Source organism: Paenibacillus sp. FSL K6-4396 (assembly GCF_038002525.1).
Classification (GTDB): Bacteria; Bacillota; Bacilli; order Paenibacillales; family Paenibacillaceae; genus Paenibacillus; species Paenibacillus amylolyticus_B.
The window spans coordinates 4,950,612-4,971,064 of sequence record NZ_JBBOCR010000001.1; the positions used below are offsets into that span (position 1 = coordinate 4,950,612).

Consider the following 20,453-nt stretch of genomic DNA (forward strand, 5'->3'; position numbering starts at 1 on the left):
CTGTTAAAGTTCCTTCTCGTCCAGAGAAGGTTTGCAGCATAAATCTTTGACTTAATGTATATCGGATACACCGCGTATTTTCTACACCTTTATGATAAACATTTCGACAAGAAAGCGGATTTTCCTGCAACAGACTCAGGCAAATTTGCCGATTTTCACTCGGCAGCGCCCTTTTTTAGTCATCCCATCCTGTTCCATAACCTTGAAACGGCCAAATCCCTGAATGGATACGACATCACCCGCTTTTAGCGATTTGGAGGGATCTTCCTCAACTTTCCAGTTCACACGGCAGCGACCAGCTTTGATCGGCACCAGCACTTTACTGCGGCTAAGCCGATACACATCTGCGCAGATTCCATCCAAACGAAGAGAAGCGACCGTAATGTCCATCGTCTCCAGTTTGCTCTCTGACCATCGCATCTGATCCAAAGGAAGTAACTCTGTGAACACATGTAACCGATGCACCTGATTCAGTTGAAGCGATAAAAAAGCGCCGGTTTCCGCCGCCACCACTGTATGGCAACCGTCCTCCAGCACTTGGATATCCCCGATCTTTCCACGTTTCATCCCAAGCCCGAGCAGGGAACCCATATAGTCCCCATGTTCCAGCTCCGAGATTTTCTGATCATCAGACGTGATACTGAGCACCTGCATTCCCATATCCTCATCATCCAGATACATATAATCAGGTGCAACCAGCGCACGCTTGCGTTCAGCAGCTTCGTAACCACCATCCAGACGAATCTGAACGTCGTTACGACGATTGGCAAGAGTCTGTAAGATAAAAACCTGTCTTGGATCAAGGAAGTCAGTTAGCTTCATGTCATGATACTTGCCTGCCCGCTCAACCCAATCCGAAGCCTTATCTACAAAATCTCGCTCATCATGGCTAAAATGTTCGTAAATTTCACCGCTCATCTATATCACCCTACCCTAATATGCAAAATACCGGAGTATGGAAATCAGCCCATTAAGCGCGAGTTGGAGAACGATCAGCGCCACAATTGGGGAAATATCCAGCACACCGAACAAAGGGGGGATAAATCGACGGAATGGTCTTAGATATGGCTCCACTAATTTGCCCAGCCATTCACCGATGAAGCTTTCCCGCGCATTGGGAAGCCAAGACATCAATATGTAGACAATAACCATGTAAAAGTAAATCTGGTATAACGTGTACAACACGCTTTCGATCTGATACAAAAGTGGCTCACCTCATTCTGTTATAATCTTGCTCGCTGTCAGCCAGTATTTCCGTAATTGAGCCCTGAATTTCAACCGTATCTGGCGTACAGAGAAAAATGTTTCCGCCGATTTTGGAAATACCGCCACCCAATGCATATACCGTGCCACTCAAAAAATCAATAACGCGCAGCGCTTGGTCCTGGCGAATTCGTTGCAAGTTCACCACAACAGTACGATGCGAACGCAGATGGTCGGCAATTTCCTGAGCCTCGTCATAAGAACGCGGTTCATACAGGACAACTTTAACATTTTTCTGGGAATGAATGCTCACCACATTATTCCCCCTTTGGTTTCTACGTTTATCGAGACTGGAGGTTTCAGCTTCCTGATGTTCAGACTCATTTTCCTCCTGCGCAGCCATTCGTTCACGTTCCACAATCTCTTCCTCTTCCTGAAGTCCGAGGAAATTCATAAATTTATTCATTACGCCCATCGTGAACCCTCCTCTTTTCCTACGAGAATCGATCCTAGCCGTACCCAGGTTGCACCTTCTTCAATGGCCACTTCAAAATCATTGGACATCCCCATTGACAGCTCAGTCAATGGCTCTGCTGTAAGGGCTTGTCCATTCAATTGATCTCTCAGCTCACGCAATCCACGAAATACGGGACGCGTCAGCTCCGGATCTTCCTCATGAGGTGCCATAGTCATCAGGCCAACGACCTTGAGATTGTTGAACGAACGAATATCACGCAAAAAAGAACTTGCCTGTTCAGGCTGTAATCCATACTTGCTCTCTTCACCCGAAATATTCACCTGCAAAAACGTTTCCACCTGGATGCCAAGTGAAGCTGCTTTTTTATCCAACTCCTTCGCCAATGACAAACGATCCAGTGAATGGATGTAACGAAACTTGCCAATCACGTCTTTCACCTTGTTTGTCTGCAAATGACCGATAAAGTGCCAGGTACCCTGCTGACCAAAAGCTTCCCATTTGGCCTGTGCATCCTGCCACCGGTTTTCTCCAATATGCTCAAGACCATGATTCAGCACCGATCCCGTTGTTTCAAGTGAGACATATTTCGTGACCGCAATCACATTCACATCATCACGATGACGGTTACTGCGCCGACATGCGTCCTCGATCTTCTGATTTACCTGTTGAATACGCTCCTCCAATGACACAGAGGGTCACCTCTCTTCCAGCCCAATCCAGCTCGCCATCCGCCCTGTAACACCATTTTCCTTCCGATAGGAGAAAAATAGTTCGGGATGACAACTTGTACACCATGTTGTACATTCGATATGATCCGGCATTATTCCTGCTTTCATCATAATGTGTCGATTACATTCTTTCAAGTTTAACATCGTTTTACCGTTATTCACGGCTCGATATGCTTGTTTGGAAGCAGAATCCTTGTATTCATCATTAACCTGGGAATCATCAAACCAAACCCGTACATGCTGCATGACCGCCTCATCCACTTCATAACAGCAATCCCCAATCGACGGACCGATTGCAGCTCGAATGTCCTGCCTACGGCTGCCATACTCCCGTTCCATCGTCTCCACCATGGATACAGCGATACCCGCGACTGTACCTTTCCAGCCGGCATGAGCAAGACCTACCGCCTGCTGTACAGGGTCATAGAAATAAAGCGGCACACAGTCTGCGTAGAAAGAAGTCAGCAGCACACCAGGCACATTCGTGACCAATCCATCCGTATCCTGCAACGCAGATTGACGATCAAGTAATCCTCTGCTCCGATCTTCAGCGGTAATTACTGCGACATGTTTGCCATGCACCTGCTCTCCACAGGTCCAAGCTTCTGCTGCAAAACCAAGCTTCTCGGTTACAAGCCTGCGGTTGTTAAGTACAATTTCAGGGTCATCCCCCACATGATAAGCACAATTGAGCGTAGCATACGGAACTTTTCCAACTCCACCATGCCTCGTCGTAAACCCGACTGACAACTGTTCAAATTGCTGTGTCCAGGGCTCAACATATAATAATAACGGATCAGGACCGAAATCTGAATTTGGGTTCTTGGTCCGTTCAAGTAATTCTTTATCCAATACAAAGGGTTCCATTATCTCACCTCACCACTTCCAGTGTACCAAATGAGCCACATTCTGTCTCCTTTATATCGTTCGACGCTGATTACGTTCCGACCGTTCAATGCGTTCCACTCGCTCTGTGCGGTTATGCTGCTGTTCATCATACAGGCGCGCTTCGCGATCACGCTCGTCATACGTATTTTCCTTCACCTCATCCATCTTCACCAGTATCACATCTGAACCAATCTTCACAATGTTTCTCCAAGGAATGACCAGGTCAGTTCCCCCGCCAAAGAGACCCATAAAACGGCTGTACCCTGGCACAACAATCGCTTCAATTCGTCCCTGCTTCAGATCCAGTTCCAAATCACTGATCTGACCGAGGCGTTTACCATCCGTAATGTTAATGACATCCTTTGTCTGAAAGTCCGAGATTTTCATGCCTCGTGCCGCTACTTCGCTCGTATTTACTTTCATTCATTCCCGCCCCCTGTTATTCCTCTTCTGCCCGTTCTTCACGCTTCTATACAATATATGTTTCAAGGGCGAAAAATGTCCTGTTTTTCATCGAATGTGGAAACGGTCCATAACAAAAAGACGACCAACGGTATACACTGCCCCGATTGATCGTCCCTCTGCCTTTGCATCGTGTTATGACTTTACATGTTTTTGCATCTGCTGTATCGCTGATTTCTCCAGACGTGATACCTGAGCCTGGGAAATGCCAATTTCATCAGCCACTTCCATCTGGGTTTTCCCTTCGAAAAACCGCATCGACAGAATCATTTTTTCCCGCTGACCAAGACGATGCATCGCTTCACGAAGTGCAATTTCCTCGATCCATGACACATCCTTGTTTCTGTCATCGCTGATCTGATCCATAACATAGATCGGATCACCACCATCATGATAAATCGGTTCGAAGAGCGAGACCGGGTCCTGAATGGCGTCCAATGCAAAAACAACATCTTCCTTCGGCACATTCAGTACTTCCGCAATTTCGAATATCGTCGGTTCCCGAGAGTTTTTATTCGTCAGGCTGTCACGGACCTGAAGTGCTTTGTAAGCAATATCCCTCAAGGAGCGAGATACCCGAATCGGGTTATTGTCACGCAGGTATCGACGGATTTCACCGATAATCATCGGCACCGCGTAGGTTGAAAATTTGACATTCTGGGATAAATCAAAATTATCAATGGCTTTCATCAGGCCGATGCAACCAACCTGGAACAGATCATCGACAAACTCCCCCCGATTGTTAAAACGCTGAATGACACTGAGCACAAGACGCAGGTTGCCATTCACTAATTTCTCTCTTGCTGAGCGATCATGGTGTTGCTGAAGGGAATGAAACAATTCCCGCATTTCAGTGTTGGTGAGGACAGGCAATTTTGCGGTGTCCACGCCACAAATCTCGACTTTGTTTCGGGTCATCGTGATTTACCTCCCAAGGAGAAACATTAATGTACATTATCTCCGGGGCAGGCTTTTTTATTCGTACTTGGCACCCTTGCCAGTAATACCCATTCTGACCAATGATGTATTTCAGACCATTTTATTGAACTCTTTGCGGAGTCTTTTAATGATTCTTTTTTCGAGACGAGAGATGTAGGATTGGGAGATTCCGAGGAGATCTGCTACATCTTTTTGTGTCTTTTCTTCCCCATCCGTCAGGCCAAAACGAAGCTCCATAATCATTCGCTCGCGCTCCGTTAATTTTTCCAGTGCCTTGTGCAGAAGTTTTCGGTCTACCTGCTCTTCAATATTCCGATAGATTGTATCGTTTTCTGTACCCAATACATCGGATAATAATAGTTCATTTCCATCCCAATCAATGTTGAGCGGTTCATCAAAAGAAACTTCAGTTCGGATCTTACTATTACGTCTTAGGTACATCAAAATTTCATTTTCGATACAACGTGAAGCATAGGTTGCCAGTTTGATTTTCTTTTCCGGGTCAAATGTATTCACTGCCTTAATCAATCCGATGGCTCCAATGGAGACCAAATCCTCAATATTGATTCCTGTGTTTTCAAATTTGCGTGCAATGTACACCACCAGACGCAGGTTGCGCTCAATGAGCATCGCGCGAATGGCCGAGTCTCCCGAGGATAATTTTTGCAGCAAAAATTCTTCCTCTTCCCGGGTCAATGGCGGCGGAAGTGCCTCACTTCCCCCAATATAATAGATCTCTTCGCTTTTGAGTCCCAATAAAAATAACAGACGGTAATATTGCAGCTGCGCCACCAGTTTCCATTTCACAAGCATGTACGTTCCTCCTATACCACATTCAGCGGCTTTTCTGTTGCTCCCGCAGAGAGAGCCGTAGACTGCGCAGAAGCAGCGTCTTGCACAAGTTCAGGATGAATCACGGCCTGGTATTTCCCATCCGACGACAAAACACCTCCATCCAGCCCAATAAGTACCCTTGTCGTCTCATAACATGTTTCCTCCATCGTCACCTTCACCCGGTCCGGCTTCATTGCCAGCATAAACGCAGTCCCTTTGTTAATGCCCCGATAAGGCACTAGCCGCAGTCGATCCTGCCACTGAAAACTTTCCTGATCAAGCTCCAGAATAAGGTTGTCCGGCGCCTCGTCCTTGAGTCTACCCTTCCATGAAGCAGGTAACATGTCTTGCCATAACGAAACCTCCATCACCATGACCGGCATGCGCGATAAGGGATCTGTAAGTTGATTGCCCGTATCCAGAAGGCCTGTACAAGAAATGACTACCTCATCGATGCAGACCTCAACTTTGCCCAAATAGGTCGTCATGCGATCCGTTTTCCGTTTTGAACTCTGCACAGCTTTAAATAAAAACAGGACAGCAAAAAATACGATAAACGTGAACCAGAAAGCAATTTTCAGATCAAATGACATACCGCCAGAAGCCGTGAACCAAATGCCGTTAAACAACTCACCGGAGCTCTGAAGCATGTAATGCACACCCAGAATACCTCCAGCAGCGACAAAATTAATCACATAGAAGGTACCCAGCGTCCTCGCAAAAGCCTGCAGACCTTTAAACCCAAAAGCAATCGTAAGCATGACCAGCGAGAACCCGAACTTGATCAAAAAGGTGAACATAAAATCAAACTCCGGTACAAACATCATGACCACGTATAATGCACCGACAATGGCTGACAGCAACCATCGCCACCAAACCAGCTTTGTCTTGCGCATCCAGGCGGTCATTCCGATGAGTGCACCGTCAATACACAGGTTTGTCAAAAAAATTAGATCCACATAAACAACCAAAGTCTTCACCTGCCTGCGCGCAACATATCGAAATATCGGTACCCGATATCCTGATATTCATGAGCATATTCACAAGTATACGGAGCCCCCTGTTCAAAGTCTGTCTAATCATGGGGGTGTGGTTCCAACTTTTTTTGTCGGAATTGCTCAGGCCCTTTGTTCAGAATTTGTTCATTGCTGTATGCTATGATATCTAAATAAACAGAAAAAACCCGGTCGCTCCATAAGGAGTACCGGGTTTCCAATACATTGATTTGCGTATTAATCGTTGTTATTATTGCGTGAACGATTGCGTAAAAATGTCGGAATGTCCAGCTGATCATTGCTCGGCTGATTTCCGAAAGGACGCAGGTTCGGAGAACGCGTATCCGTCGTCTCCGTTGTTGCTGGAGCTGGCTTACGTCCTGGTGGTGGTGGAGCAGGTTTATCTTCAAAACCGGTTGCAATAACCGTAACCTTAATCTCCTCTTTCAGGTCTTCGTCAATGATGGCACCAAAGATCATGTTCACTTCCGGGTCGGAAGCAGACGTTACGATCTCTGCCGCTTCATTCACTTCATACAGGGACAGATTAACGCCACCCGTAATGTTCATGATTACCCCGCGAGCACCTTCAATAGAAGTTTCAAGCAAAGGACTCATAATGGCTTTCCGTGCTGCTTCTGCGGCACGATTCTCACCAGTTGATTCACCAATCCCCATAAGGGCTGAACCACGTTCGTGCATAATCGTTTTGACGTCAGCAAAGTCAAGGTTGATCAGACCCGGTACAGCGATCAAATCAGAGATACCTTGTACCGCTTGACGAAGTACGTTATCCGCTTGACGGAATGCTTCAAGCATAGGAGTCTTTTTGTCTACGATCTCGAGCAAACGATCATTAGGAATCACGATCAGTGTGTCGACTTTTTCCTTGAGAGCTTCAATACCTTGCTCTGCATGGCTGGAACGCTTGCGTCCTTCAAATGTAAATGGACGAGTTACGACACCCACGGTAAGTGCACCACACTCTTTAGCGATTTCGGCAATAACCGGAGCCGCACCTGTACCTGTACCGCCGCCCATACCGGCTGTAACAAATACCATGTCTGCACCTTTCAACGTGTTCATGATCAGATCGCGGGACTCTTCCGCTGCTTTTTTACCTACATCCGGGTTGGCGCCAGCACCAAGACCACGAGTCAATTTATCACCGATTTGCAATTTATGCTCGGATTTCGCCAGGTGTAACGCCTGAGCATCCGTATTCACCGTAATAAATTCAACACCTTGTACACCATTTTCAATCATACGGTTGACTGCATTGCTTCCGCCGCCGCCTACACCGATGACTTTAATTTGAGCCAAGCTCTCCATCTCGAAATCAAATTCCAACATATTATTCCATCTCCCCCTCAATGTGCATGGATGGCCCGTCCAATTTTTGATTTGAACCGAATCAATTTCATATATCGACGAACGAAAGCGTTTATTTTAGTACCGGCGCATTCAGACGGCTTCAAGAATGTATGAAATGGATCCAACCTGTTATATAAATTCGCTGAACATATTCTTCAGCCGCTCGAACAGACCGGGTTTTTGCTCCGATTCCTGTGCCGTATTTGGCTTCGGACGGTTGGTCGGTTTCTTGTTGTTATTATTGTTGTTGTTATTTCCACCGCCGTTATTGATCGAGGGACGAATGCGCAAACTGCGAATTACACTGTGCAATATGCCAACTCCGCTTGTAAACCCGGGGTCACGCACACCAATATAATCCGGAACTGCAACTCGTACCGAAGCAGCAAGCTCATGCTGAGCGACCTGCAGAACCCCCGGCATAGAGACCGTACCTCCCGTTAGTATATAACCTCCAGGAAGCTCGTTGTAACCAAGACGCTTCACTTCTTGGGATATCATCTGGAATATTTCTTGAACCCTAGGTTCAATAATTGCTGCCAGATCCTCCTGTGAAAACTCCTTGTCTACATTACTGCCAATTCGGGTGACTTTGAACATCACATCCGCAGCAGCATCATCCAACCAGGCGCAGCCATATTTCAGTTTCACTTTCTCTGCCTGATCCGTTAACGTGCGTAAGCCATAGGCGATATCATTTGTTACGAATTCCCCACCTATAGGCAATGTTGATGTTGCAACAAGACTGTCTTCTTCAAAAATGGCGATGGTTGTTGCACCTGCTCCAATATCAACAAGCACTGAACCCATCGTTTTTTCATCTTTGGACAAAGCCAGTTGACCCGCTCCAAGCGACATGAGAACCAGATCGCTTACTTTCAGACCCGCTTTTTCCACGCAGCGCAAAAGATTATGTATCGCGGTTTTTGCACCCGTAATGATCGTTGCTTCAACTTCCAGACGAACACCAATCATACCACGGGGGTCCTGTATGCCCTCCAAGCCATCTACAACATATTGCTTGGCGACAACATCAATAATTTCCCGTTCCGGCGGAACTGCAATGACTTCGGCTGCTTTCAACACCCGTTCCATGTCTTCTTCTCCGATTTCACGATCCTCGTTAGACACAGCCACGACGCCGTGACTGCTCATCAGTCCGATATGATTTCCCGAGATTCCAACATACACTTCGGATATTTGAATACCTACCATACGTTCTGCATGATCCACTGCGTTGCGAATCGACTGCACCGTCTGATCGATATCTACGATTACACCTTTGCGAATTCCCTCCGAGTCGGCAGATCCAACTCCTATAATATTAAAGGTTCCATTATTCATTTCCCCAATAATAGCGCGAATTTTGGATGTACCGATGTCCAAACTAACAATGATGTCATTGTTGCTCAAGTCTGTGGCACCTCCTGACTCCAATAGTAAATTACGTTCGAATTTAAACACTCTTAAAACATATTCAACACACTTCAGGCTTTCCCTCTTTTTTCTACAATGTTTTTGGGTGTCAAAATCTGGTTGCCAGACATAAAACATTGAAGAAAAAAGAAGGAGGCAACTCATGTGCCATAAGTTCAAGTGTATCATTTTTTCTTCATCTCAGAAAGAACAAGTTTCATTGCTCTGACGGGGTCAAACCCCGACCTGCCTAGGCTTTCATATTCAGTCCAGCCTCATCATGGCAAAGATCAGGGGGTTGCTCCTAGTTCAGCATCATCTTCCGGGTCATCCGGGATGAAAGGGACATAGGTATCTGCCTCAAGCATGGTGATTTTCCCAGGCCGTTCGGTCTCAATCACCTGATTCAGATACTCCACTTTATCCGATAAAAGAGAGACGGTTGTAATCACTTCAAACTGTGATTTGGTATACATCCGAATCTGATCCGGAAATGAAGGCGTTGGATTGGGAATAATTTCCGAAATATCCGTCGTCAATTCATTCGGAATTTTAGCCAGTGTCTGGCTCAGTTTGGCTTTGAGTGGATCATCAGCCTTCCATTGGGTCAATATGGGCTTCTCCACAGCAACACCAATTGTTGCCGGAACCGTCAAGCTTGTCCCACTGGCTAATATCGCTTTTAACGTACCGTCAGAACCAAGCTCATAAGCAACCGTGGCATATTCCTGAACCTTGATATGGATGATACCCGGGAATTGCTTGTCCACGGTAACGGTGGAAATCGCCTTGATGGTCTTGAGACGCTCAATAACCTCGGCAGTACTTGTCCCAAAAAATTGTTCGCCTTCTTTCAGCCCGCTTTTCTCCAGCAGTTCTGAAGTTGCTGTATATACATTACCCGTAATTTCAATTGCCGAAATCCGACTCATGGAAGAACGAAAGAATAATACAGCAAGCAATACAATAAATAATAATAAGAGAATAATTACAATTTTTCGGCTTGTGTTTCCTTTTGGCCGATTCTTCTTCAGAACCGGAATTTGACTTTTAGGCATAAGTAGCGCTCCACAAAGCCTCAGGTCCCCTCCCTTCAAGAAGGGGACGCCAAGGACGTTAATTGGCAAAATCCAACTGTTTCGAAACGGACGACTGTCGCTCAACCGATGCTCCAAGACTTTGGAATAACTTCTCGATCTGATCGTAGCCCCGGTCAATATGATGCACTTGCTCCACAACCGTTTTGCCTTGAGCAGCCAGACCAGCAATGACCAGAGCTGCACCTGCACGAAGATCGGTTGCTTCTACTGTAGCCCCGTACAGACGGGGAACACCACGGATAAATGCTGCGTTCAGATCGACTGAAATATCAGCCCCCATCACATTCAGTTCATCCACATGTTTGAACCGGCCCTCGAATACCGTTTCCTTCATCACACTGAATCCGTCTGCCAGACTGAGCAGCACCATGATTTGCGATTGCAAATCTGTCGGAAACGAAGGATACGGAGAAGTCACAATACGGTCTACTGATTTGGGACGGCTCATACAGCTCACCGTCATTATATCATTGCAGACTGTGATTTGAACACCAGTGCGCTTCAATACATGTATAAGTGAAGTAAGATGAGCAGGATTGCAGTGTGTAAGGGTAACATTGCCTCGTGTTGCTGCTGCTGCAATCATCACAGTTCCGGCAACGATTCGATCCGGTATAATCTCATAGGAACAAGGCTTCAGTTTCTCAACGCCATTGATCGTGATTGTATCCGTTCCTGCACCAATAATGCTTGCACCCATAGCATTCAAAAAGTGTTGCAGGTCCTGTATTTCAGGTTCTCTTGCCGCGTTGCAGATGGTTGTCGTCCCTTTAGCCATAACGGCTGCCATCATGATATTCTCGGTCGCACCCACACTCGGGAAATCCAAAAGAATATCTGTACCCACCAGATTACGTCCATGACAGATAATCTGTTGGTCCTGCTCTTCAATCAAAGCTCCGAGCGCTTCCAGGCCCCGGAGGTGAAGATCAATTTTGCGTTCTCCGATGGCACAGCCTCCTGGCTGATACACTGACACTTGCCCAAACTTAGCCAGCAATGGTCCCATCAAAAAAATGGAAGAGCGCATCTGCTTCATTAGATCTTCTGGCACATCATATGACCGGATAGACGAGGTATTAATCGTCACTGTTCCCTGTTCATGCCGACACGTGCATCCAAGCCGTTCCAGGATATACAGCATCACTTCAATGTCCAGCAAGTGTGGAACGTTATGCAGTGTAACTTCTCCATCTGCCAACAAACTTGCGGCCATAATCGGTAAAGCGGCATTTTTTGCTCCATGGATGCGTATGGATCCTGAGAGGGGTTTCCCGCCTTCAATCACCAATTTGTCCAATGTATCACCTCCGGGGTTTACCGCTCACCCACTACGAAGACTTCCGGTACCAGGTTAATACCGTTTTGAGATGATATAGTGCTCTGTATCTGCTGCATTAGGGTGATAACGTCCTCTGCTGTTGCTTGGCCTGTATTGACAATGAAATTGGCATGCATGGTGGATACCTGTGCGCCTCCCTGGGTCATTCCTTTCAGCCCTGCTGCTTCAATCAGGCGGGCTGCATGATCACCCGGTGGATTTCGGAATACACTACCTGCACATGCCATCTGCAGTGGCTGTGTGCGGCGCCGGCGATCTTTGTAAGCCGCCATGGTTTCCGAAATGACGTTACGCTCTCCATGCTGGAGTTCAAATGCAGCTTCCAGCACAATGCCTCTCCGATCATGCAGAACAGAGTGGCGGTAGGCAAAATCCATGTCCTCCTTGCTGTAACGTACCAATTCCCCTGTCTCCAGTACAATCTCAGCGAATTTGAATATCCGTGACACATCCGATCCATGCGCGCCTGCATTCATGTACACAGCTCCACCGACAGTGCCGGGGATACCGCTGGCGAATTCCAGACCGACCCATTCCTTTTTGGCAGCAACCACACTGAGTTTAACAAAAGAATGCGCCGCTCCGGCGGTTACACCACCTTCGTGAAATTCGGCATAATCAAAGCCCTCGCCTGGTTTCACCACAACACCACGTATTCCTTTGTCTGACACCAGCATGTTTGAGCCCCGTCCAAGTTGCATCCACGGAATCTGATACGTGTGAAGCAATTGAACGAGATTCATCATCTGCTCTTTATTCTCGGGAATGACCAGTGCATCCGCAGGACCGCCGATCTTCCATGTGGTGTATTTGGCTAGTGATTCGTTTTCAAGAACTCTGCCAACATTATTCTGGGATAGTAACGATATCCACTGATGCATGTTTGCTTCCTCCTTTGCTTCAAAACCGATGAGCACGGTATGTTCTGTTGTTACAGACCGTGTTCTGGCGCCATGGAACGATGGTCACGATTTATACGGTATCTTATGTCAGCCCCGTCTTGTGTGTGACAATCGCCCACAAACACACTTTATCGGCGTGCAGCAAGACGCTGAATTTCATGAACAAGCACTTCAGCTGCATCAGGTTTCCCCAGTTTCCTAGAGGCTTCAGCCATCCGTTTGCGTCCCGATTCATCATTCATAATCTTGGCGATGGCTTCATACAGGACTTTGCCTGTAAGATCCTTCTCCAGCATCGTGAGTGACGCACCTCCACCTTCAAGCGTGCGTGCATTGGCTTCCTGATGATTATTAGTCACGTTAGGTGAAGGAATCAGGATCGAAGGAATACCCAGTGATGTGATCTCCGCAAGGAATGATGCACCTGCACGGTTTACAATCAAGGATGTGCAGGCAAGCACCTCAGGCATATTATGCATGTAAGGCAGGACATGCAGGTGGTTTGGCATCGTACCCAATGAGCTGCGAATGGCTTCACGCGTTTCATCAAAATAGGTATCCCCTGTCACGTAAACTACATGTACATCGTCCAGTTGTTCCAGCATTGGAGCCATGTCCACCATGGCCTGATTGATTGCTTTTGCCCCGCGACTGCCCCCAACCACAAGAACAACACGGCTATTCATCGGTACACCTAATGTGGCAAAACCACGATCACGGCTAGCCTGGGCTACCGTAGTCGCTCGCGGATTACCGGTATAGATCACCTTTTTTGCGCCGGAAAACGATGTTTCAGAACCTTCAAAGCTAACGGCAACCGTGTCCACATAACGCATCAAAAATTTGTTCGTCAGACCAGGAATGGCGTTCTGTTCATGAATTATACTCGGAATTCCCAGTTTTGTTGCTGCATATACCACAGGTCCACACACATATCCACCTGTACCAATCACAACATCCGGTTTGAATTCCTTCAGCATTTTTTTGGACTTGCGTACACCTTGAATGAAACGCATGACCGTTTTCAGGTTGTCGATGGACAATTTCCGCCGAAAGCCCGTAATATCAATGGATTTAAAAGGAATATTTTCTTGGGGAACCAGCTTGCTTTCCAGCCCTCTGGTTCCTCCGATGTACAGAAATGTCGAGTCCGGGTTCTCCGCCTCGCATTGTCTTGCTATGGCAACGGCCGGATAGATATGTCCACCCGTACCGCCACCGCTTAGAACGACTCGCATCGCATAGTCACCTCGCATAACGGGATAAATTCACTAAAATGCCCAGTGCTGTGAGCATGAGGGTTAATGATGATCCACCGTAACTGATCAGAGGCAATGTAATGCCCGTAACAGGCATCATGCCAATGACAACACCAATGTTAATAATGACCTGTACGGCGACCATACCCACGATACCAACACCAAGCAGACTGCCAAAGGCATCCGGAACGGTCATGGCTACACGCATACCTCTCCACACCAGCACCAGAAACAACAATAATACAATCATTCCACCTATAAAGCCGAGTTCTTCGGCCAAAATACTAAAAATAAAGTCCGTTTGAGGTTCAGGTACATAACTGTACTTCTGCCGACTCATACCCAGTCCCAATCCCGCCAGTCCACCAGGACCAATCGCGTATAAGGATTGAATGATCTGATATCCGGCACCCAGCGGATCGGACCACGGGTCCAAAAACGCTGTGATACGCTGCAACCGATAGGGTGCTGCTGCAATCAAAGCTGCAAACCCCGCTACGCCGCCAAGAGCAAGCAAGCTCAGATGTTTCATTCGCGCTCCGGCTGTGAAAATAATAAGCATCGATGCGCCCATCATCACGGTGCCAGTCCCCAAATCAGGTTGCAGCATAATAATCCCAAAAGCCAACCCGATCAATCCCAGCGGTGGTAGAAGCCCCGATGTGAAGGTTTTGATTTTGCCCGGTTCCTTGCTCAACCAGTGAGCGAGAAACAGAATCATGCCCAGCTTCATGAATTCCGAGGGCTGAATACCGAACGAACCAATGCCCAACCAACTTCGTGCACCACCGCGAACCACACCGATTCCAGGAATGAGCACCGCAATGAGCATAATAAAACAGGCAATCAATATAGGCTTGGCGTATTTCCTCCACACCCGGTAGTCTACATTAGCAGTTACGAACATGGCCACAAGCCCAAGCACCGCAAACAGGGCCTGTCTTTTTACAAAATAAAATGAATCGCCATAGTCATGAAAGGCAAGCACCGAGCCCGCACTATATACCATAATAATGCCGATGGCAAGCAATGCCAAAATACAAATCAGCAACCAAATATCTGGTGCCGGTCGCGTCTGTTTCATCAGGAGGCCACCCCTTGCATGGAAGTAGGGGCTTTTCCACCCCCCTACTTACAAGTTATGCGCCGCCTCTTTAAAAATGCGTCCCCGCTCTTCATAGGAAGCAAACATGTCCCAACTTGCACATGCCGGGGATAACAAAACGACATCACCGGCACTGGCAAGCTTCGATGCTTCCTGCACAGCAACGGTTAACGTCAGGGCAGCGTCCTCCTCATTATCGACGACCTTAATTTGCTTTAATCCGGCAAGTTCCGCGACCTTGGCAATTTTTGTCCGTGTCTCTCCAATTGCAACAACAGCTTTTACCCGTTCCTGGAACAAGGGTAACAACTCCATCATGTCTGACCCGCGATCCAACCCTCCAGCAATTAATACAACTGGCTCCTTGAACGAGTTCAGAGCCATGACCGTAGCCTTCGAATTGGTCGCTTTGGAGTTGTTGTAATACGCAGCGCCATTATGATCTAGTACATATTCAAGGCGGTGCTCAACTGCCTTGAAGTCTGCGAGCGGCGCTGCCAGTACCGCTGGATCAGCTCCTGCAGCCACGGCAATAGCCACAGCCGCCATTGCATTTTCCACATTAAATCGTCCAGCTATGCCAATGTCCTCAATATCGATGATCATCTGCTGATCTCCGTTTTCATCCGCGTAGATAATCTGGCGCTTCACATCATCCTCTTCTCCATCCACATAAGGTGGATATGCATACACACCTGTATCCAATTTCTCAATCATTGAGAAGGGAAGCAATCTGCCTTTGATGTAAGGAACCAGACCACGACATACCGCATCATCCCAATTCAGGATGGCTACGTCGTCAGGCTGCTGATTGGCGAACAGTTTGGCTTTGGAAGCCACATAATCATCCAGATCCCCATGATAGTCCAGATGCGTCTCTGCAACGTTAAGCAAGCTGGCGATCCGGGGACGGAAATCAACCGTTCCTTTGAGCTGGAAACTGCTAAGCTCAACAACCATCCAGTTATCTGGAGAAGCTTGCTCTGCCGCTTCACAGAGAGGTGTTCCGATATTACCGGCAACGATCGGTTTGAGGCCGGCATGCTCCAACATTTTACCCACCCAAGTGGTCGTTGTTGTTTTACCGTTGGAACCCGTAATCCCGATCATGGGTGCAGCACATAGATGATAAGCTACCTCTACTTCGGTCACCACTTCAATGCCCAATGCCATAGCTTGCTGCACAGGAGCTGCATGGTATGGGATACCCGGGTTTTTAACGACCAGCTTCACACCACTGTGAATCAGATCATCCGGATGTCCTCCGCATACAACAGAAATTCCCAAAGCCTCCAATTCGGAAGCTTCGGGACATTGATTTCTCTCTTTTTTATCATTTACTGTGACCTTCGCTCCGGCGCGATCCAGCACTTTGGCGACCTGTACCCCACTTTTCGCCAATCCGAGCACGACTACTTGTTGTCCGCGATATGATTCAGGATGATTCATGATCTACAACCCCTTGTTGAGATAAAGTCCAAGAGCGGCCAAAATTGCGCCTACCGCCCAAAAGGTAATAACAACCCGCCACTCTGACCAACCACTTAATTCAAAGTGATGGTGAATGGGGCTCATTTTGAATACACGCTTGCCACGAGTCTTGAAAGATACCACTTGAATGATGACAGACAGGATCTCGATAACAAAAATACCGCCAATGATGACAAATAGAAGCTCTGTCTTGGTTACAATGGCTACCGCACCAATCGCACCACCAATACCCAGAGAACCGGTGTCTCCCATAAACACTTTGGCCGGGTGTGCATTGTATACCAGAAAACCGAGTACGGCTCCGATCATCGCTGCTGCACAAACTGCTGCCGGCATCGACGTGGCTTGCATCGCTACAATGGCAAACGCGCCAAAGGCAATCGCACTTACCCCTGATAGCAAACCATCCAGACCGTCGGTAAAGTTAACGGCATTGGTAATAGCAAGCATCATGAATACAACAAACGGATAATAGAACCATCCGGTCCAGTCAAACGAGAATGACGTACCCGGGATAGAGATGGCTGTGCTGTGTCCATTCTGGATCAGCAAGAAACACATCACTGCACTGAAGAACAATTGACCCAGCATTTTTTGTCTGGCCGTCAGTCCCAGCGAACGTTTGAACACAATTTTGATGTAGTCATCCAGGAAACCTATAAGCCCGAATCCCAGCGTAGCCACAAGCAAGACATAAAAGTCTGTATTCTTGACTGCCGAAAATTTCAAAAAGGCCAATGTGAACGCAACTAAAATGACGACTCCACCCATTGTAGGTGTTCCGCTTTTTTTCAAATGGCTCTGAGGCCCATCTTCCCTAACTTGCTGTCCGAATTTCATCCGGCGTAACAGCGGAATCAGGAGCGGTGCGGCAATCACCGCCAGAATAAATGAAACGCCGATTGTTAACAGTAATACCTGAAAATCCATGGGTTCACCCCTCTAGTCTACTCGATTCTGTAATGGTGCTATTTGTAGTGCTTCGACCACGTCCTCCAGCTTCATGCCTCTTGAAGCTTTGAACAAGACAACGTCTCTGGGATGTAGTTTCTCCAGTAGATAACGGGTCATTTCTTCTTTATCTATAAAAGCATGCACAGCCTCTGCCGGCATATGCTTTCTTGCTCCTTCAGCAATATGTGCTGATAGGTGACCATATACGAGCACCATGTCCATTTTGGCAGATGTAATATACTCACCAATTCCAAGATGCAGATTCTGTTCTTCAGGTCCAAGTTCAAGCATATCACCAAGCACAGCCACTTTCATGCGGTATCCTTTCAGACCCTCTAGTACATCAATTGCGGCCTTCATGGAGGTTGGACTTGCATTGTATGCATCATTCAGCAGGGTTAGACCACTAACGCCTTGAGTAACCTCAATACGCATGCCTGTCAGTTTCAAGCGAGACAATCCCGCTGCAATCTGCTCTGTCGTCACTTTGAAATGACGGGCTACAGCCAAAGCAGCCAGACAGTTAACGACATTATGCGTTCCCAGCAGAGGTAGCGTAAATGCATGTTCTCCAGACTGTTTGGTGGTGAAAACTACGCCGTTCTGCGCATTCATAATTCCGGTAGGATAGTCATCATTATCGGTTTGCAGACCAAATGTAAACCGCTGCAATCCCTCAGGTTGTTTCGTTGCGGGCTCTTCAAGGACTTGTGCAATTAAAGGCTCGTCTCCGTTGTAGATCAGTAACCCGCCAGGCTTCAATCCCGCGGCAATCTCGGCTTTGGCTCTGGCAATCTCCAATCTGGACCCCAGCTGAAGCAGATGAGATTCACCAATATTGGTTATAATCGCTACATCTGGCTGAGCAATAACCGACAAATCATTAATTTCCCCGCGACCACTCATACCCATCTCCAAAATGATAATCTCGGTATCCGGGTCCATGCTTAGTACAGTCAGTGGTAAACCAATGTGATTATTAAAGTTGCCTTGTGTCTTATGCACTTTGAACGTCGTTGAGAGAATGGCATCTACGATGTCCTTTGTTGTTGTCTTGCCGTTGCTGCCTGTGATGCCGACTACAGCTGCTTTATTCTCCGTTAGATAAGCCGATGCGAGTGCTTGCAGTGCGACAAGTGTGTCGTCAACAACAATGACAGCTCCTTGTGGCGGAATACCATGATCCTTTTGCCAGATCGCGCCTGCAGCCCCCTTCTCTAGACAGGCTTGCACAAATTCGTGTCCGTCAAACCTTTCACCCACTAGCGGAATAAATAAACTGCCTTCCAGAGGTTTACGCGAATCGGTAAACACCCCTTCAACCATTACATTGCCATGAGCGGCAACATCACTTAATGTTCCTCCACACATCTCGGCCAATTGTGCCAATGTTCTTTTTATCAATTGGATTTGCCCCTTATCGCTTCTTTGGCTATGATTCGGTCATCAAAATCGGTTTTGGTTGTGCCGATAATCTGATAGGTCTCGTGACCCTTGCCCGCAATCAATACTACATCGGCTGGGCTTGCCATTTCAATAGCTGCATGAATCGCCTGGCGTCGATCCACAATCATCGTATAACGTTCAGCAGGAACGGATTCTTCAATCAGGCCCTGTTCAATGTCTTTGAGAATCAGATCCGGATCTTCTGTCCGTGGATTATCGGAAGTAACCAGTACAAAATCACTATAATTCGCAGCAATTTTCCCCATGAGAGGACGTTTGGTACGGTCCCTGTCACCACCACAGCCAAACACGCAGATTACACGCCCTTCGGCAAATTCTTTCACCGTCCGCAACACATTCTCCAGTCCATCCGGTGTATGGGCATAATCGACAATAACAGCAAATGGCTGTCCTTCGTCCACTCCTTCAACACGTCCATCCACGCCCGGAACCGTCTCCAGACTGCGCTTGATCTCTTCCAGCGGAATACCTTCCACCAGCGCTGCAGAGATTGCTGCCATTGCATTGTACACATTGAATTTGCCTACCATGCGCAAGCGAATATCCGTGCTGCCTGCAAATGTATCCACGTGGAAAGAAGTTCCCTGAGACGTGATTGAGATTTGGGATGCGCGTACATCCGCCTTTTCACCCATGCCATATGTAATCACTTCAGCCGCAGTCACAGAGATGAAATAATCCGCTGCCGGGTCATCTGCATTGATAACAGCAAATTTACGCTGTGAGACATCTTCCGTATAACCGTTACCCAGACGTGCAAAGAACAATCCTTTGGCCCCGCGATATTCCTCCATGGAATGGTGGTAGTCCAAATGATCCTGCGTCAGGTTAGTGAATACCGCAGTGCGGAAATTCGTTCCCTTTACTCGCCCTTGTTCCAACGCGTGAGAAGAAACTTCCATAACACAGCAGTCCGTACCCTTCTGAACCATATCATGCAGACTACGCTGCAGATCAAGCGCCTCTGGTGTTGTTCCTGACATCGGGTAGGTGCGACCGTCATACCGCATTTGAATGGTACCGATTAATCCCGTCTTGCGCCCGTAATCACTCATGATTTTTTCAATTAAATAGGTGGTCGTTGTTTTGCCGTTCGTTCCCGTTACACCAATCATATTCATCTTCTGGCTTGGCGAGTCAAAAAAGAAATCTGCCAGAACAGCCATCGCAAATCGGCTGTCTTTCACCAGCAATTGTGGTACAGGCAGATCCAGCTGCCGTTCAACCACCAATGCAACTGCACCTGCATTTACAGCTTTTTCTGCATAATCATGACCATCTACCGTATGTCCCGGAAGACAGATAAACAGATCACCCGGTTTTACCTGCCGGGAATCTGTCTGAAGGTTTTGGCATTCTGTATTTGATTCGCCCACGAGGCGGGCGGTGGTCAGCATCGATGCAAATTGTTTTAAAAGCACATGAATAACCTCACTTTTCCAATTATACTTCTGTTTTAACATATGTCTGTATTTATTAATATCGTCAATACAACCCAATAATGAAACGCACCTGG

20 protein-coding genes are annotated in these 20,453 nt (G+C 47.3%); all 20 read right to left on the reverse strand.

Features of this window, described 5'->3' with window-relative positions:
• Nucleotides 1-135 precede the first annotated feature (135 nt).
• Nucleotides 136-918, reverse strand: coding sequence for a YlmH family RNA-binding protein (locus MHB85_RS21810; RefSeq protein WP_091014083.1), 783 nt, complete (start codon nt 916-918; stop codon nt 136-138).
• 15 nt (nt 919-933) lie between these two features.
• Nucleotides 934-1,203: a YggT family protein gene (locus tag MHB85_RS21815; protein WP_036674839.1), complete on the reverse strand. Its 270-nt coding sequence runs from the start codon at nt 1,201-1,203 to the stop codon at nt 934-936.
• Nucleotides 1,204-1,210: 7 nt separating this feature from the next.
• Entirely contained in the window at nt 1,211-1,678 is a 468-nt protein-coding gene (locus MHB85_RS21820) for a cell division protein SepF (RefSeq protein ID WP_017687313.1), read from the reverse strand.
• Entirely contained in the window at nt 1,669-2,370 is a 702-nt protein-coding gene (locus MHB85_RS21825; RefSeq protein WP_017687312.1) for a YggS family pyridoxal phosphate-dependent enzyme, read from the reverse strand. The genes MHB85_RS21820 and MHB85_RS21825 overlap by 10 nt, the downstream gene beginning before the upstream one ends.
• 6 nt (nt 2,371-2,376) lie before the next feature.
• Complete coding sequence (gene pgeF / locus MHB85_RS21830; protein ID WP_192134170.1) at nt 2,377-3,276, reverse strand: peptidoglycan editing factor PgeF; 900 nt, start codon at nt 3,274-3,276, stop codon at nt 2,377-2,379.
• A gap of 51 nt (nt 3,277-3,327) precedes the next feature.
• On the reverse strand, nt 3,328-3,720 hold the full coding sequence (locus tag MHB85_RS21835; RefSeq protein ID WP_017687310.1) for a YlmC/YmxH family sporulation protein: 393 nt from the start codon (nt 3,718-3,720) through the stop codon (nt 3,328-3,330).
• 174 nt (nt 3,721-3,894) lie between these two features.
• A complete protein-coding gene (sigG, locus tag MHB85_RS21840; RefSeq protein ID WP_017687309.1) occupies nt 3,895-4,677 on the reverse strand; it encodes an RNA polymerase sporulation sigma factor SigG in 783 nt (260 codons plus the stop codon).
• Between the two features lie 111 nt (nt 4,678-4,788).
• On the reverse strand, nt 4,789-5,511 hold the full coding sequence (gene sigE, locus MHB85_RS21845; RefSeq protein WP_017687308.1) for an RNA polymerase sporulation sigma factor SigE: 723 nt from the start codon (nt 5,509-5,511) through the stop codon (nt 4,789-4,791).
• Between the two features lie 11 nt (nt 5,512-5,522).
• Entirely contained in the window at nt 5,523-6,503 is a 981-nt protein-coding gene (spoIIGA, locus tag MHB85_RS21850) for a sigma-E processing peptidase SpoIIGA (protein WP_091014080.1), read from the reverse strand.
• A 261-nt stretch (nt 6,504-6,764) separates the two neighbouring features.
• Nucleotides 6,765-7,880 (reverse strand): cell division protein FtsZ, encoded by a 1,116-nt coding sequence (gene ftsZ / locus MHB85_RS21855; RefSeq protein ID WP_192134172.1) that lies wholly within the window; start codon nt 7,878-7,880, stop codon nt 6,765-6,767.
• Between the two features lie 150 nt (nt 7,881-8,030).
• Complete coding sequence (gene ftsA, locus MHB85_RS21860) at nt 8,031-9,314, reverse strand: cell division protein FtsA (RefSeq protein ID WP_036614863.1); 1,284 nt, start codon at nt 9,312-9,314, stop codon at nt 8,031-8,033.
• A 293-nt stretch (nt 9,315-9,607) separates the two neighbouring features.
• Nucleotides 9,608-10,375 (reverse strand): cell division protein FtsQ/DivIB, encoded by a 768-nt coding sequence (locus MHB85_RS21865; RefSeq protein ID WP_149846753.1) that lies wholly within the window; start codon nt 10,373-10,375, stop codon nt 9,608-9,610.
• 58 nt (nt 10,376-10,433) lie between these two features.
• A complete protein-coding gene (murA, locus tag MHB85_RS21870) occupies nt 10,434-11,717 on the reverse strand; it encodes a UDP-N-acetylglucosamine 1-carboxyvinyltransferase (RefSeq protein ID WP_091014075.1) in 1,284 nt (427 codons plus the stop codon).
• Nucleotides 11,718-11,734: 17 nt separating this feature from the next.
• Complete coding sequence (murB, locus tag MHB85_RS21875; protein ID WP_091014073.1) at nt 11,735-12,640, reverse strand: UDP-N-acetylmuramate dehydrogenase; 906 nt, start codon at nt 12,638-12,640, stop codon at nt 11,735-11,737.
• Nucleotides 12,641-12,789: 149 nt separating this feature from the next.
• Nucleotides 12,790-13,899: an undecaprenyldiphospho-muramoylpentapeptide beta-N-acetylglucosaminyltransferase gene (murG, locus tag MHB85_RS21880; protein ID WP_192134174.1), complete on the reverse strand. Its 1,110-nt coding sequence runs from the start codon at nt 13,897-13,899 to the stop codon at nt 12,790-12,792.
• A 7-nt stretch (nt 13,900-13,906) separates the two neighbouring features.
• Nucleotides 13,907-15,004, reverse strand: coding sequence for a stage V sporulation protein E (spoVE, locus tag MHB85_RS21885; protein WP_074095851.1), 1,098 nt, complete (start codon nt 15,002-15,004; stop codon nt 13,907-13,909).
• Nucleotides 15,005-15,052: 48 nt separating this feature from the next.
• Nucleotides 15,053-16,474, reverse strand: a complete 1,422-nt coding sequence (murD, locus tag MHB85_RS21890) for a UDP-N-acetylmuramoyl-L-alanine--D-glutamate ligase (RefSeq protein ID WP_192134176.1) — start codon at nt 16,472-16,474, stop codon at nt 15,053-15,055.
• Nucleotides 16,475-16,477: 3 nt separating this feature from the next.
• Complete coding sequence (mraY, locus tag MHB85_RS21895) at nt 16,478-17,446, reverse strand: phospho-N-acetylmuramoyl-pentapeptide-transferase (RefSeq protein WP_047843751.1); 969 nt, start codon at nt 17,444-17,446, stop codon at nt 16,478-16,480.
• Between the two features lie 12 nt (nt 17,447-17,458).
• Nucleotides 17,459-18,871, reverse strand: coding sequence for a UDP-N-acetylmuramoyl-tripeptide--D-alanyl-D-alanine ligase (locus MHB85_RS21900; protein WP_341074262.1), 1,413 nt, complete (start codon nt 18,869-18,871; stop codon nt 17,459-17,461).
• Nucleotides 18,871-20,358, reverse strand: coding sequence for a UDP-N-acetylmuramoyl-L-alanyl-D-glutamate--2,6-diaminopimelate ligase (locus tag MHB85_RS21905; RefSeq protein WP_341073695.1), 1,488 nt, complete (start codon nt 20,356-20,358; stop codon nt 18,871-18,873). The genes MHB85_RS21900 and MHB85_RS21905 overlap by 1 nt, the downstream gene beginning before the upstream one ends.
• Nucleotides 20,359-20,453: the final 95 nt, after the last annotated feature.

What these genes read in the sequence shown, in the direction of transcription:
- MHB85_RS21810 (WP_091014083.1), bottom strand. Translation starts at nt 918, where the DNA reads ATGAGCGGTGAAATTTACGAACATTTTAGCCATGATGAGCGAGATTTT.
- MHB85_RS21820 (WP_017687313.1), bottom strand. Translation starts at nt 1,678, where the DNA reads ATGGGCGTAATGAATAAATTTATGAATTTCCTCGGACTTCAGGAAGAG.
- pgeF (WP_192134170.1), bottom strand. Translation starts at nt 3,276, where the DNA reads ATGGAACCCTTTGTATTGGATAAAGAATTACTTGAACGGACCAAGAAC.
- MHB85_RS21835 (WP_017687310.1), bottom strand. Translation starts at nt 3,720, where the DNA reads ATGAAAGTAAATACGAGCGAAGTAGCGGCACGAGGCATGAAAATCTCG.
- sigG (WP_017687309.1), bottom strand. Translation starts at nt 4,677, where the DNA reads ATGACCCGAAACAAAGTCGAGATTTGTGGCGTGGACACCGCAAAATTG.
- sigE (WP_017687308.1), bottom strand. Translation starts at nt 5,511, where the DNA reads ATGCTTGTGAAATGGAAACTGGTGGCGCAGCTGCAATATTACCGTCTG.
- ftsZ (WP_192134172.1), bottom strand. Translation starts at nt 7,880, where the DNA reads ATGTTGGAATTTGATTTCGAGATGGAGAGCTTGGCTCAAATTAAAGTC.
- MHB85_RS21865 (WP_149846753.1), bottom strand. Translation starts at nt 10,375, where the DNA reads ATGCCTAAAAGTCAAATTCCGGTTCTGAAGAAGAATCGGCCAAAAGGA.
- murB (WP_091014073.1), bottom strand. Translation starts at nt 12,640, where the DNA reads ATGCATCAGTGGATATCGTTACTATCCCAGAATAATGTTGGCAGAGTT.
- murG (WP_192134174.1), bottom strand. Translation starts at nt 13,899, where the DNA reads ATGCGAGTCGTTCTAAGCGGTGGCGGTACGGGTGGACATATCTATCCG.
- spoVE (WP_074095851.1), bottom strand. Translation starts at nt 15,004, where the DNA reads ATGAAACAGACGCGACCGGCACCAGATATTTGGTTGCTGATTTGTATT.
- murD (WP_192134176.1), bottom strand. Translation starts at nt 16,474, where the DNA reads ATGAATCATCCTGAATCATATCGCGGACAACAAGTAGTCGTGCTCGGA.
- mraY (WP_047843751.1), bottom strand. Translation starts at nt 17,446, where the DNA reads ATGGATTTTCAGGTATTACTGTTAACAATCGGCGTTTCATTTATTCTG.